10 protein-coding genes are annotated in these 13,368 nt (G+C 64.1%); 2 read left to right on the forward strand and 8 right to left on the reverse strand.

Translation table 11 applies throughout. From position 1 onward, the window contains the following. Nucleotides 1-12: 12 nt before the first annotated feature. The 3 genes from BLQ85_RS17730 to BLQ85_RS17740 all read right to left on the reverse strand — a co-directional run bounded on the left by BLQ85_RS17730 (nt 13) and on the right by BLQ85_RS17740 (nt 3,249). Entirely contained in the window at nt 13-927 is a 915-nt protein-coding gene (locus BLQ85_RS17730) for an NAD(P)-dependent oxidoreductase (protein ID WP_074578795.1), read from the reverse strand. Between the two features lie 89 nt (nt 928-1,016). Beyond that, on the reverse strand, nt 1,017-2,153 hold the full coding sequence (locus BLQ85_RS17735; RefSeq protein WP_007867660.1) for a PilT/PilU family type 4a pilus ATPase: 1,137 nt from the start codon (nt 2,151-2,153) through the stop codon (nt 1,017-1,019). Between the two features lie 52 nt (nt 2,154-2,205). Further along, the gene (locus BLQ85_RS17740) at nt 2,206-3,249 is read right to left on the reverse strand and encodes a type IV pilus twitching motility protein PilT (RefSeq protein ID WP_074578797.1); all 1,044 of its coding nucleotides are present in this window, start codon (nt 3,247-3,249) and stop codon (nt 2,206-2,208) included. Nucleotides 3,250-3,296: 47 nt separating this feature from the next. Here BLQ85_RS17740 and BLQ85_RS17745 point away from each other — a divergent pair, with 47 nt between their 5' ends. Then, on the forward strand, nt 3,297-3,998 hold the full coding sequence (locus tag BLQ85_RS17745; RefSeq protein ID WP_074578799.1) for a YggS family pyridoxal phosphate-dependent enzyme: 702 nt from the start codon (nt 3,297-3,299) through the stop codon (nt 3,996-3,998). A gap of 131 nt (nt 3,999-4,129) precedes the next feature. Here the strand turns inward: BLQ85_RS17745 and BLQ85_RS17750 are convergent, their stop codons facing one another. The 3 genes from BLQ85_RS17750 to BLQ85_RS17760 all read right to left on the reverse strand — a co-directional run bounded on the left by BLQ85_RS17750 (nt 4,130) and on the right by BLQ85_RS17760 (nt 6,635). Further along, nucleotides 4,130-4,687, reverse strand: a complete 558-nt coding sequence (locus tag BLQ85_RS17750) for a DUF3617 domain-containing protein (RefSeq protein ID WP_074578801.1) — start codon at nt 4,685-4,687, stop codon at nt 4,130-4,132. 112 nt (nt 4,688-4,799) lie between these two features. Further along, on the reverse strand, nt 4,800-5,939 hold the full coding sequence (locus BLQ85_RS17755) for an ABC transporter substrate-binding protein (RefSeq protein WP_074578804.1): 1,140 nt from the start codon (nt 5,937-5,939) through the stop codon (nt 4,800-4,802). A gap of 216 nt (nt 5,940-6,155) precedes the next feature. Beyond that, the gene (locus BLQ85_RS17760; protein WP_007872894.1) at nt 6,156-6,635 is read right to left on the reverse strand and encodes an Lrp/AsnC ligand binding domain-containing protein; all 480 of its coding nucleotides are present in this window, start codon (nt 6,633-6,635) and stop codon (nt 6,156-6,158) included. Between the two features lie 121 nt (nt 6,636-6,756). Between BLQ85_RS17760 and BLQ85_RS17765 the strand changes: the two genes are divergently transcribed. Beyond that, nucleotides 6,757-9,729 carry an L-glutamate gamma-semialdehyde dehydrogenase gene (locus BLQ85_RS17765; RefSeq protein ID WP_083336903.1) on the forward strand — a complete coding sequence of 991 codons (2,973 nt, stop codon included), beginning with the start codon at nt 6,757-6,759 and terminating at the stop codon, nt 9,727-9,729. Between the two features lie 27 nt (nt 9,730-9,756). Here BLQ85_RS17765 and BLQ85_RS17770 read toward each other — a convergent pair whose 3' ends face one another. Both BLQ85_RS17770 and gshA read right to left on the reverse strand, forming a co-directional pair. After that, a complete protein-coding gene (locus BLQ85_RS17770) occupies nt 9,757-11,625 on the reverse strand; it encodes a potassium transporter Kup (protein ID WP_074578808.1) in 1,869 nt (622 codons plus the stop codon). A gap of 312 nt (nt 11,626-11,937) precedes the next feature. Continuing rightward, nucleotides 11,938-13,233: a glutamate--cysteine ligase gene (gene gshA / locus BLQ85_RS17775; RefSeq protein ID WP_074578810.1), complete on the reverse strand. Its 1,296-nt coding sequence runs from the start codon at nt 13,231-13,233 to the stop codon at nt 11,938-11,940. Between the last annotated feature and the right edge of the window lie 135 nt (nt 13,234-13,368).

Raw genomic sequence — 13,368 nt, forward strand, 5'->3', positions numbered from 1 at the left:
TGTGGGGTAGGCTTAGCGTAGGCGCTTGATGAGGCTCGAAGTATCCCAGCGCTGGCCGCCCATGGCCTGCACGTCCGCGTAGAACTGGTCCACCAGGGCGGTGACCGGCAGCCGGGCCCCGTTGCGCTTGGCCTCGTCCAGCACCAGGCCCAGGTCCTTGCGCATCCAGTCGACGGCAAAGCCGAAATCGAATTTGTCGGCCACCATGGTCTTGCCGCGGTTGTCCAGCTGCCAGCTCTGCGCCGCGCCCTTGCCGATCACCTCCAGCACCTGGTTCACGTCCAGCCCGGCTTTCTGGCCGAAGGCCACCGCTTCGCTCAGGCCTTGCACCAGGCCGGCGATACAGATCTGGTTGACCATCTTGGTGAGCTGGCCCGCGCCGCTGGCGCCCATCAGCGTGAAGGCCTTGGAAAACGCCATGCCGGCGGGTTTGACGGCGTCGAATGCCGCCTTGTCGCCGCCGCACATCACGGTGAGCGCGCCGTTCTGCGCGCCGGCCTGCCCGCCCGAGACCGGGGCGTCGATGAACTGCAGGCCCAGCTTGGCCGCCGCCGCGTAGAGTTCGCGCGCCACATCGGCCGAGGCCGTGGTGTGGTCGACAAAAATGGCGCCGGGCTTCATGCCGGCGAAGGCGCCATCCGCGCCTAGCGTGACGGCGCGCAGGTCGTCGTCATTGCCGACGCAGCAAAACACGATGTCGGCGCCGGCGACGGCCAGGCGCGGCAGGGCGGCCTGCGCCGGCTTGCTCGTAGCCGCGAATTCGGCAACCCAGGCGGCGGCCTTGGCCGCGCTGCGGTTGTAGACGGTGACGCCGTGGCCGGCCAGCGCCAGGTGGCCGGCCATCGGATAGCCCATGACGCCCAGGCCCAGGAAGGCGACCTGGCGGGGGGAAGAAGGTTCGTAGGTTTTGGGGGTGGTGCTGGACATGGGAATGGATACAGGGACGGGATGCGTGGGGAGGAACGAAGAAGAAGAGGGAGAAGAGGGCCGCCGGCGCAAGGCCGGCGCCCTGCACCCTAAACGATGGCGAAGTTTTCGGTGCCGGCCGACAGGTCGGTCGACTTGGCGCGCTGCGAATTGAGCTTGATCTGCAGGCGCAGGTCGTTCACCGAGTCGGCATTGCGCAGGGCATCTTCGTAGGTGATGAAGTGGCTTTCAAAGGCGTCGTACAGGGCTTGGTCGAAGGTCTGCATGCCCAGGTTGCGGCTCTTTTTCATGATCTCCTTGATCTCGGAGACTTCGCCCTTGAAGATCAGGTCGGAGATCAGCGGCGAGTTGAGCATGACTTCCACTGCGGCAAAACGGCCCTTGCCGTCCTGCTTGGGCACCAGGCGCTGCGAGATCATGGCCTTGAGGTTGAGCGACAGGTCCATCAGCAGCTGGGTGCGGCGCTCTTCGGGGAAGAAGTTGATCACGCGGTCCAGCGCCTGGTTGGCGCTGTTGGCGTGCAGCGTGGCCAGGCACAGGTGGCCGGTTTCGGCGAAGGCGATGGCGTGCTCCATGGTCTCGCGGTCGCGGATCTCGCCCATCAGGATCACGTCGGGCGCCTGGCGCAGCGTGTTTTTCAGGGCCGCTTCCCAGCTGTCGGTGTCCAGGCCCACTTCGCGCTGCGTGATCACGCAGTTCTTGTGCGCGTGGACGAACTCCACCGGGTCTTCAATCGTGATGATGTGGCCGTAGGACTGCTCGTTGCGCCAGTCGACCATGGCGGCCAGCGTGGTCGACTTGCCCGAGCCGGTGGCGCCGACCAGGATGGTCAGGCCGCGCTTGCTCATCACCACATCCTTGAGCACCTGGGGCACGCCCAGCCCGTCGATGGTGGGCAGCGTGGCCGGAATCGTCCGCATGACCATGCCGACCTTGCCCTGCTGGATGAAGGCGTTCACGCGAAAACGGCCCACGCCGGGCGGCGAGATCGCGAAGTTGCATTCCTTGGTGCGCTCAAACTCCGCCGCCTGCTTGTCGTTCATGATGGAGCGCGCCAGCGCCAGCGTGTGGTTGGCGTTGAGCGGCTGCGGCGAGACCTTGGTCACCTTGCCGTCCACCTTCATGGCCGGCGGAAAGTCGCCCGTGATGAACAGGTCGCTGCCGTTGCGGCTGACCATGAGCTTGAGCAAGTCGTTGATGAATTTACTGGCCTGGTCGCGTTCCATGAGCGACTCCTTTCAAACAGATTCTGTTGTCAACGAAAGACGGCGGGATGGCTTAGCCGGGGAAGTTTTCCGGTATCTTGGCCTTGCCGCGCGCCTCCGCGGCGGAAATCACATTGCGCTTGACCAGGTCGGTCAGGTTCTGGTCCAGGGTCTGCATGCCCACGCTGTTGCCGGTCTGGATGGCCGAATACATCTGCGCGACCTTGGCTTCGCGGATCAGGTTGCGGATTGCGGAAGTGCCCAGCATGATCTCGTGCGCGGCGACGCGGCCCGCGCCGTCCTTGGTCTTGCACAGCGTTTGCGAAATCACCGCTTGCAGTGACTCCGACAGCATGGAGCGGATCATTTCCTTTTCCTCGGCCGGGAACACGTCGATGATCCGGTCTATCGTCTTGGCGGCGCTGGAGGTGTGCAGCGTGCCGAAGACCAGGTGGCCGGTTTCAGCGGCCGACATGGCCAGGCGTATGGTTTCCAGGTCGCGCATTTCGCCCACGAGGATGGCGTCCGGGTCTTCGCGCAGCGCGGATTTCAGCGCGGCGTTGAAGCTCAGCGTGTGCGGGCCGACCTCGCGCTGGTTGATCAGGCATTTTTTGGATTCGTGCACGAACTCGATGGGGTCTTCCACCGTGAGGATGTGGCCGTACTCGGTTTCGTTCAGGAAGTTGACCATGGCCGCCAGCGTGGTGGACTTGCCCGAACCCGTGGGACCCGTCACCAGCACCATGCCGCGTGGTTTGAGCGCCAGGTCGCCGAAGATTTTCGGGGCGTTGAGCTGCTCCAGCGTCAGGATCTTGGACGGAATGGTCCGCAGCACGGCGCCGGCGCCGCGGTTCTGGTTGAAGGCATTGACGCGAAAGCGGGCCAGCCCGTCGATCTCGAACGAGAAGTCGACCTCCAGGAATTCTTCGTAGGTTTTGCGCTGGGTGTCGTTCATGATGTCGTACACCATGGAATGCACCTGCTTGTGGTCCAGCGGGTCGATGTTGATACGCCGCACGTCGCCGTGAACCCGAATCATGGGCGGCAAGCCAGCCGACAAATGCAAGTCAGACGCCTTGTTCTTGACGCTAAAGGCCAGCAACTGCGTGATATCCATCCCGGGACCCTTTTAAAAATGACTCAACTAAAGTTTACAGTTCGATTATGACCACGATTGTGCGCAATCTCCAGCTTGTCCGTGACCGTATCACCACGGCCTGCTTCGCCGCCGGGCGCAACCCGGCCACCGTGCGGCTGCTGGCCGTGTCCAAGACCTTCGGCGCCGAAGCCGTCGCCGAAGCCGCCTCGGACGGGCAGCGCGCCTTCGGCGAAAACTATATCGCCGAGGGCGTGGAAAAAATCCTCGCGCTGCGGGGCCGGCCGGGCGGCCTGGCCCTGGAATGGCACTGCATAGGCCCGGTGCAAAGCAACAAGACCCGCCTGGTCGCCGAGCATTTTGACTGGGTGCAGTCGGTCGACCGGCTCAAGATCGCCCAGCGCCTGAGCGAGCAGCGGCCCGACAGCCTGCCGCCGCTGCAGGTCTGCCTGCAGGTCAATATCGACGGCGGCGCCAACAAATCGGGCCTGGCGCCGGCCGAGGTCCAGGCCCTGGCGCAGGAAGTCGCGCAGCTGCCGCGCCTGGTGCTGCGCGGCCTGATGGCCATTCCCGAGCCCGCCGCAGACTTCGACGCGGCCTGCGCGGTGCATGCCAGGACCAAAGCCCTTTTTGATGCGGTCAATGCTTCAGGTGTCCTGCCGACACCTATGGATACCTTGTCGCTGGGCATGACCGCCGACCTGGAGGCCGCCATTCATGCTGGCAGCACCATGGTTAGAGTAGGCACCGCCATATTTGGCAAGAGGTAGGCCCCCACGCTTTTCACTTCGCCTTCGGCTCCGTGTAATGCGCTGCCCCCCAAGGGGGCACTGCGCTTGCGGCCCGGCAAAGCCGGTTCCGCGGCCCCTGCTGGTGAAAATATGCCCGCCTCGGGCTTCTTTTATTTCTTGGGGACAGCGATGGGCTTGATGGTGCCGCAGTCGGCCGACAGCCATTTGCCCGTGGCATCCATGGTCATCTTCTCGGGTTTGCCCTTGACGGTGGTCGTGGTGTTCATCTTCATGGTGTAGCCGGAGTCGCCGTTGAAGGTCATCACGCCTTCGCCGCTGGAAGGCGGCTGGGTGCAGGCGTAAGAGAACTTCATGGTGTTGCCGCTGACCGGCGAACGGGTGGTCTTGCAGTCGCCTTGCTGCTGCTGCGGCAACTCATTGCGCTCTGCCATTTCCTTGGTGATGCATACCTTCATGCTCATGCCGCCACCGGAGGCCGAGCCCATGGACATGCCCTGCTTGGCCATCATGTCCTGCATCTGTTTGCGCTGCTCGGGCGGCATGCTGGCCATCTGCTTTTCCATATTGGCCATGGCTTTTTCCATTTCGCCGGAACTCGACTGCATTTTGTTGGTGATTTCCCACAAGCCGGGCTTGGTGGTTTGCGCATAAGCGCCGGCGGCGAAGGCCAGTGCGGCGCTTGCCAGCAGAAGAGAGGTGGATTTCATGGTCACTCCTGGTGAGATCTGACAGGGAGGGGTGTGGTTTGTGCTCGCATTATGGCCAGGGAGCGCCGCCTGGCAAGCCCTGGCGCGGCCCTGCCCGGACGGCGGGCCCGGTTCAGCGCATGAATTTCCCGCCGCGCCCGATGATGGTCAGGTCGGTGAAACGCGAGCCCTCGTGGCTTTTGGGCGCGTAGCTGATGGTGAAGCCGCCCATGTTGTGGTCGCGCAGTGATTCCAGCGCCGTGGCCAGGCTTTCGCGGGTCAGGTTCTTGCCGGCGCGGCGCAGGCCTTCGGTGAAGACCTTGGCCGCGAGAAAACCTTCCATGCTCGAAAAATCAAAATCCTTGTTGCCGGCTTCCGTCATGCGCTGCTGGTACTCGCGCACGATGGCCGAGGAGGGCGTGTAGGGAAAGGGCACGACCTGCGAAATCGTCACGCCGGCCCCGGCGTCGCCCAGTTCCTCGGCCAGAGCCTTGGAGCCGACAAAGCTCACATTAAAAAACTGGCCGCCGTAGGCCTTGGCCCGGGCCTGCTTGATCAGCGCGGCGCAGGACTTGTAGGCGCTGATCTGTATCACCGCTTCTGGCGTGGCCTTGAGGATTTCCGCCAGCGGCGCGGCCACGTCCACGCTGTTGCGCTCGACGGTGACGCTGGCCGCGGCTTTGAGGTTGCGTTTGGCCAGCGCCCGCGTCACGCCCTCCAGCCCGGCCTTGCCGTAAGAATCGTTCTGGTAGAAAACGGCGATCTTGGTGATGCCAACGGTGCTCAGGTGCTGCACGATGCGTTCGGTCTCGTCAAAGTAGCTGGCGCGTACATGGAAGATGTTGCGGTTGAAGGGCTCGCGCAGGGCCTGCGCGCCGGTGAACGGGCCTATCAGCGGGATGCCGGCCGCGTTGATGGCCGGCACGGCGGCCAGCGTGGTCGGCGTGCCGACCGAGCCGACCAGCGCGAACACCTTGTCCTCCTCGATCAGGGCCTTGACCGCTGCGGCGGCCTTCTCGGGCTCGTAGCCGTCATCGCGCGATACCAGCTTGAGGCTGCGGCCGTTGATGCCGCCCGCCGCATTGACCGCATTGAAGTGGGCCAGTATGCCCAGCTGCATGCGCTTGCCCAGCTCGGCCGCGGGGCCAGTCTGGGCGGCGAATTGCCCGACCAGGATTTCGTTGTCGCTGACACCGGTTTCCGCGCAGTGCGCGCTACCGGCCGCCAGTGCCAATAGCAGCGCGCCGAACCGGGACCATGGCTGGGTGTTCATCAGTAAGCCCTCCGATGTTGTCTGCAACCGTGGATTCGGCCGCAGTCTGCCTATGCAGTGGATTACCTATATTTGTGTAGGGCAAAGGTATTCCGAGCTTGCCGGCTTGGCAACGCGGTTAGTCCCCATAGAGGGCCGGTTTTGGGAAAAAGTCTGTGAAATACAGCCGAAAAAGGGTGAAAACCGCATTTCCCGGCGGCCGGCGCCCTTGGGCGGCTAAACGCCCAGTGCCAGCCGAGTGGTGCTCTTGACCTCTTCCATCACCGCGTAGGTACGGGTTTCACGCACGCCCGGCAGCTGCCACAGCACGGTACCGGCGAAAGAGCGGTAGGCCGCCATGTCGGCCATGCGGGTCTTGAGCAGGTAGTCAAAGCCGCCGGCCACCATATGGCATTCGGTGATTTCAGGGTGCACCTGCACCGCCGCTTTGAAGGCCTCGAACACATTGGGCGTGGTGCGGTCCAGCAAGACCTCCACAAACACCATCATGCCGGCGCCCAGCTTGAGCGGGTTGAGCAGGGCCTCGTAGCCCAGGATATAGCCGTCCCGGCTCAGGCGCTGCACCCGGGCCAGCACGGCCGTGGGCGACAGGGCCACGCTTTCGGCCAGCTTGAGGTTGGAAATCCGGCCGTCCTGCTGTAAAACATTCAGGATTTTGAGGTCTATACGGTCAATTTCTGCTGAGGCTTCAAACATGAGTAGTGAATTATTCGGTTATTTTGTGAAATTTAGCGGGAAACTCATCATTATTCAACGGAACATCGATGTATCCACTGAATAACTACCCCAAACCGTGAAATCCTCCATGGAGCCCCCGATGTTCACCTCCCCGCGCCTGCCTTTCCCCTACCGCCCTGAATCCGAGATCGTGGCCGGCCAGCTGCGAAGCCTGGCCGGCGCGCTGGACTGGGCGGCGGCCGCACATTCGGCCCAGCCCTGGGTGCAGGCCGTGCGCGACAACCCGCCGCCTTTCTGGGCCATGGAAAGCCTGCTCAAGGAATACCCGATTTCCAGCGCCGAGGGCCTGGCCCTGATGCGCCTGGCCGAAGCCCTGCTGCGCGTGCCGGATGCTGAAACGGCGATTGCGCTGACGGCCGACCAACTGGGGCGCGCCGATTTCGACGGCGCCGGCGACGGCGTGATGGCGCGCCTGTCGGCCTCCGCGATCGCGATGTCCAAGCTGTTTTTGCCCGAGGGCGGCCATCCCAACTTGATGAGCAAGCTGGGCGCGCGCACCGTCGTGGCCGCCACCCTTCGCGCCGTGCAACTGCTGGGCCGGCAATTCGTGCTGGGCCAGACCATTGGCGACGCCATGGGCGAGGCCGACGGCAGCCGCAAAAAAATCCCCAACCTGCGTTTCAGCTACGACATGCTGGGCGAGGGCGCGCGCACCGACGCCGATGCCCTGCGCTACCTCGCGAGCTACACCCATGCCATCCAGGCCATCGCCGCCGGCGCGAATGCCGCAGGCCCGACGGAAAAAAACGACGGCATCTCCATCAAGCTCAGCGCGCTGCACCCGCGTTATGAAGACGCCCAGCGCGAACGCGTGATGGCTGAACTCGTGCCGCGTGTCTGGGGCCTGTGCGAGCTGTCGGCCCGGGCCAATATCAACCTCACGATAGACGCCGAGGAAGTCGACCGGCTGGAGTTGTCGCTCGACGTCTTTGAGGCGCTGGCCGCCCTGGTGGCCCAGCACCATCCGCAGTGGCAGGGCTTTGGCCTGGCCATGCAGGCCTACCAGACGCGCGCGCTGGACCTGATCCATCACATCGCCGCCATTGCCCGCAAATACAGGCTGCGCCTGATGTGCCGCCTGGTCAAGGGCGCGTACTGGGATTCGGAAATCAAGCGCGCCCAGGAGATGGGCCTGCCGCACTACCCGGTGTTCACGCACAAGCACCACACCGACGTGTCCTACCTGGCTTGCGCGCAGGCCTTGCTGGCCGCGCCCGATGCGATCTACCCGCAATTCGCCGGCCACAACGCCGCGACCATTGCCGCGATTTTGCAGATGGCTTCGCGCAACGCCGTGCCCTTTGAGCTGCAGCGCCTGCACGGCATGGGTGAGGGCGTGTTCCGCGAGGTGCTCAAGAACCCGCTGATCAGCTGCCGCGTCTACGCCCCCGTGGGCGCGCACCGCGACCTGCTGGCCTACCTGGTGCGGCGCCTGCTCGAGAACGGCGCCAATTCCTCCTTTGTGCACCAGCTTGCCGACGAGTCGGTCGGCATGGGCGAGCTGCTGACCTCGCCGCTGCGGCTGGAGCCCGAGTCCTCGCTGCCGCTGCCGCCCGCGCTCTACGGCCCCGGCCGGCCCAACAGCCTGGGCCTGGACCTCACGGTAGCCAGCATGCGCGCGCCGCTGCTCGCCGCGCTGGCCGCCACCCCCGTGCCCGTGGTGCCGGAGTTTGACACCCGGCAGGCCGCGGCTGTGGTGGAGAAAGGCGTCGGCGCTTACCGACAATGGAGCAAAGTGGACGTGGCCGGGCGCGCGGCCATCCTGCGCCGCGCCGCCGACGCGATGGAGCGGCAGATGCCCAAGCTCTGCGCGCTGCTGGTCAAGGAAGCTTTCAAGACCTGGGGCGACGCCGTCTCGGAAGTGCGCGAGGCGGTGGATTTCCTGCGCTACTACGCCAATGAGGCCGAACGCATCATGCAGCCCGTGGCCCTGCCCGGCCCGACCGGCGAGACCAACGAGCTGCGCCTGACTGCGCGCGGCGTCTGGGTTTGCATCAGCCCTTGGAATTTCCCGCTGGCCATCTTCACCGGCCAGGTCGCGGCGGCGCTGGCCACCGGCAACGCCGTGCTGGCCAAGCCGGCCGAGCAGACGCCTGGCATTGCCTGGGAGGCGGTGAAGCTGCTGCATGAAGCCGGCGTGCCCGAAGGCGCGCTGCAGCTCGCGCACGGCCCCGGTGAGACCGTGGGCGCGGCGCTGGTGGCGGCGCCCCAGGTGGCCGGCGTGGTGTTTACCGGCTCCACCCAGGTCGCCAAAATCATCAACCGCGCGCTGGCCGCCAAGGACGGCCCCATCGTCCCGCTGATCGCCGAGACCGGCGGCATCAATGCCATGCTGGTCGACAGCACGGCCCTGCCCGAGCAGGTCGCCGACGCGGTGGTGCAAAGCGCGTTTCGCAGCGCCGGCCAGCGCTGCTCGGCCCTGCGTTTGCTGTGCGTGCATGAAGGCATCGCCGACCACGTGATAGAGATGATCCAGGGCGCGGCGCGGGAACTGGTGGCCGGCGAGACGGCAAACCTCGCCACCGACGTCGGTCCGGTGATTGACCGTGAAGCCTTTGACAACATCCAGAAGCATTTGCAGCGCCTGGGCGACAGCGCCAAGGTGCTGGTCGCACCAGTAGCCCCGGCTTCCCAGGCCAACCTCATCCCGCCCGCCGCCTTTGAAGTGCGCAGCCTGTCCGACGTGAAGGACGAAATCTTCGGCCCCGTGCTGCAGGTCGTGCGCTGGGGTAGCGGCGAACTCAAGGACCCGCAGGCCGTGATCGCGCAGATCAACGCACTCGGCTACGGCCTGACCCTGGGCATACAGACCCGCATAGACTCCCGCGCCCAGGCCCTGGCCGTAGCGGCCCATGTCGGCAACATTTATGTGAACCGCAACATGATTGGCGCGGTGGTGGGGGTGCAGCCGTTTGGTGGAGAGGGGCTCTCCGGGACCGGCCCCAAGGCCGGTGGGCCGCATTACCTTTACCGTTTCTGTGCTGAGCAGACGGTCACTGTGAATACGACGGCGGCTGGCGGGAATGCCGCGCTGCTGGCGGGCGGCGTTTGAGGGTTTGCTCGCCCTCGCGGGCGGGCGTCAGATCTCTATCTTGCTGCCCAGCTCCACCACGGAGTTGTTCGGCAAATTCAAGAAGTCGGCCGCCCCACTCGCGTTGTGGTGCATCTGCGCAAACAGCTTCTCGCGCCACGGCGCCATGCCGCTGCCAATCGTCGGAATCACGGTGTCACGCGAGAGGAAGTAGCTGGTGGTCATGGACTCCAGCTCGCAGCCGCGGCCCTTGATCTGCTGCAAGGCTTTGGGCAGGTCCAGGTCGTTCTTGAAGCCGTAGTGCACATTGACCTGCCAGCAGTCATGCCCCAGCGCCTGGATTTCCAGGCGTTTGTTCATGCCTATCCAGGGAATTTCGTGGTTGCGCACGGTCACGAACAGGTTCTGCTCGTGCAGCACCTTGTTGTGCTTGAGGTTGTGCAGCAGCGCGTTGGGCACGCTGCCGGGTTCGGCGGTCAGGAACACGGCCGTGCCCTCGACGCGGGCCGGCGGGCTCACAAAAACGGCGTCCAGGAAGCTGGGCAGGTCTATCGCGTCGGCGCGCAGCTTTTCATTGAGCAGGTGGCGGCCTTCCTTCCAGGTGATCATCAGCGTGAAGACGGCGCCGCCTATGACCAGCGGGAACCAGCCGCCGGCGAACAGCTTCATGAGGTTGGAGGCGAAGAAGGCGAAGTCGACGAGGAAGAACACGCCGGTGGCGGCGATGCACAGGCTCAGCGGGTACTTCCAGCCGTAGCGGATCACGTAGAAGGTCAGGATGGTGGTGATCAGCATGTCGGTGCAGACCGCGATGCCGTAGGCGGCCGCCAGGTTGCTGGACGAGCGGAACATCACCACCGCGAGCACGATGGTGATGAACAGGCCCCAGTTGACGAAAGGCATGTAGATCTGGCCGGTGTCACGCACGCTGGTGTGTTGGATATTGAGGCGCGGCAGGTAACCCATCTGGATGGCTTGTTTGGTCACGCTGAAGGCCCCGGTGATCAGGGCCTGCGAGGCGATCACCGTGGCCATGGTGGCCAGGCCCACCAGCGGCAGCAGCGCCCACTCGGGCGCCATCAAATAAAAGGGGTTTTTTACGGCGGCGGGGTTGCTGATCAGCAGGGCGCCCTGGCCGAAGTAATTGAGCACCAGCGAGGGCATGACCACCGAGAACCAGGCCAGGCGTATCGGCTTTTTGCCGAAATGGCCGAGGTCGGCGTACAGCGCCTCGGCGCCGGTCACGCACAGCACCACGGCGCCCAGGATGATGAAGGTGGTGCCGGGGTTGGCCCACATGAACATCACGGCATAGTGCGGGCTCAGCGCCACCAGGATGTGGGGGTTGGTGGCGATCTGCGAAATGCCCAGCAGGGCCAGCACGGCGAACCAGATCAGCGTGATGGGCCCGAAGAACCGGCCTATGCCGGAGGTGCCGTGCTTTTGCACCGCGAACAGGGCAAACAGGATGATCAGGGTGATAGGGATCACGCCCTGCTTGAAGGCCGGCGAGACGACTTCCAGGCCTTCGACCGCCGACAGCACCGAGATCGCCGGGGTGATGACGCCGTCGCCGTAAAACAGCGAGGTGCCGAAAATGCCGACGACCAGCAGGGTGCGGCGCAGCTGGGGCTTGTCCTTCACCGCGGTGGAGGCCAGCGCCAGCATGGCGATCAGCCCGCCTTCGCCGTTGTTGTCGGCGCGCAGCACCAGCGCCACATACTTGATGGAAACGATGACGGTCAGCGTCCAGAAGAAGATGGACAGGATGCCGTAGACGTTGTCGGGGGTGAAGGGAACATGCCCGGAACCGAAAACTTCCTTGACGGCATACAGGACGCTGGTTCCGATGTCGCCGTAGACGACACCGATGGCGCCCAAGGTGAGCGCCGCGAGTGATGATTTTTGACTAGACACAAAAACTTCCCGTCTTTGCGCCAGGCCCGTTCAAAACGGCTCCAGGCGGGCGGGAATGGTTACCTTTGGGAACGCTATTTTGCGCCCGGGGGCCCGGCTTGCAAGTCGGCGGGCACCCCTAAATCCAACTAATCCCGATTTTGTTGCACCGCAACAACTTGTAACAAGGGGAGGGCGCTGCACGTGCTTGGGGCCCTATCCGGCAGATGACGGGGTAATGCTATGTATTTAATAGTGGGCTGCGTATGGCGCATGGGGGTTGGCCCCGAAAGGCCGTAAAAGGCCATCAAAAAACCCCCTTGCGGGGGTTTTTCAGTCGTAAACCTCGGCGTCCGGGTCGGTGGCTTCGAGTTCGTAGCTTGCCGCCAGCATGGCCAGCCGGGCGATCACGCCATACATATAGAAGCGGTTGGGGCTGCTGGAGCCGGGCTTTTCGCCGGGCTGGGGCAGGCGTCCGCTGTCGGCGAAGGCCAGCGGCACAAAACTGGCGCCGGGCGCGTTGAGATTTTCGTCCACGCCGCGCTCGGCATGCACGCGGTAAAAACCGCCGACCACATAGCGGTCCATCATGTAGACCACGGGCTCGGCCACCGCGTCGTTAACGCGCTCGTTGGTCAGCACGCCTTCCTGGATGATCACTTCCGACAGCGCCTGACCGTCCTTGGTGGTGCTCATCTTGTTCTTGGTCTTGCGGTTCAGCGCGTCCAGGTCCTTGACGTCGCGCACCGTCATGATGCCCATGCCGTAGGTGCCGTTGTCGGCCTTGACGACGACAAAGGGCTTTTCGTTGATGCCGTATTCCTTGTACTTGCGCTTGATCTTGGTCAGCAGCGCGTCGACATTGGTGGTCAGGCACTCCATGCCGGTGTTCTCGGCGAAGTTGACCTCGCCGCACTGCGCGTACATGGGGTTGATCAGCCAGGGGTCTATGCCCAGCAGCTTGCCGAAGCGCTTGGAGATTTCTTCGTAAGCCTTGAAGTGGTGCGACTTGCGGCGCACCGACCAGCCCGCGTGCAGCGGCGGCAGCAGGTACTGCTCGTTGACGTCTTCCAGGATGCCCGGGATGCCGGCCGACAGGTCGTTGTTCAGCAGGATGGTGCAGGGGTCGAAGTCCTTCAGGCCCAGGCGCCTGTCGGTACGTATCAGCGGCTCGATGGTGATGGTCTCGCCGGTCGGCAGGTTCAGTGTGGTGGGCGCCTTGATCTCGGGGCTCAGCGAGCCGAAGCGCACGTTCAGGCCCGCCTGGTGGAAGATGCGCTTGAGCTGCAGCACATTGGACAGGTAAAAGCTGTTGCGCGTGTGGTTCTCGGGCACAACCAGCAGATTGCGCGCTTCCGGGCAGATTTTTTCGATCGCGGCCATGGCGGCCTGCACCGCCAGCGGCAGCATCTCAGGCGTCAGGTTGTTCCAGCCGCCGGGATACAGGTTGGTGTCCACAGGGGCCAGCTTGAAGCCCGCGTTGCGGATGTCGACCGAGCTGTAAAACGGCGGCGTGTGCTCCATCCACTCCAGCCGGAACCAGCGCTCGATGGCCGGGGTGGAGTCCAGCACGCGTTGTTCGAGTTCGTTGATGGGGCCGTTCAGGGCGGTGATGAGGTGCGGAACCATTCGGCCACTTTCGATGAGGGAGTCTGTTATGTACTTCGGTTATATCTGACCGAATTTTAGGGAGATTGGGGTGGCATACCTGGGTTACAAGGGGTAACGCCAACGCGGGCCATCCAAAAATCCGTGGGCCGGCTT

Source organism: Polaromonas sp. JS666, assembly GCF_900103405.1.
Lineage (GTDB): Bacteria > Pseudomonadota > Gammaproteobacteria > Burkholderiales > Burkholderiaceae_C > Polaromonas.

Bases quoted from the DNA above. Each gene is read 5' to 3' on its own strand.
- gshA (WP_074578810.1), bottom strand. From the start codon at position 13,233: ATGGTTCCGCACCTCATCACCGCCCTGAACGGCCCCATCAACGAACTC.
- BLQ85_RS17765 (WP_083336903.1), top strand. From the start codon at position 6,757: ATGTTCACCTCCCCGCGCCTGCCTTTCCCCTACCGCCCTGAATCCGAG.
- BLQ85_RS17745 (WP_074578799.1), top strand. From the start codon at position 3,297: ATGACCACGATTGTGCGCAATCTCCAGCTTGTCCGTGACCGTATCACC.
- BLQ85_RS17730 (WP_074578795.1), bottom strand. From the start codon at position 927: ATGTCCAGCACCACCCCCAAAACCTACGAACCTTCTTCCCCCCGCCAG.
- BLQ85_RS17735 (WP_007867660.1), bottom strand. From the start codon at position 2,153: ATGGAACGCGACCAGGCCAGTAAATTCATCAACGACTTGCTCAAGCTC.
- BLQ85_RS17755 (WP_074578804.1), bottom strand. From the start codon at position 5,939: ATGAACACCCAGCCATGGTCCCGGTTCGGCGCGCTGCTATTGGCACTG.
- BLQ85_RS17760 (WP_007872894.1), bottom strand. From the start codon at position 6,635: ATGTTTGAAGCCTCAGCAGAAATTGACCGTATAGACCTCAAAATCCTG.
- BLQ85_RS17740 (WP_074578797.1), bottom strand. From the start codon at position 3,249: ATGGATATCACGCAGTTGCTGGCCTTTAGCGTCAAGAACAAGGCGTCT.
- BLQ85_RS17750 (WP_074578801.1), bottom strand. From the start codon at position 4,687: ATGAAATCCACCTCTCTTCTGCTGGCAAGCGCCGCACTGGCCTTCGCC.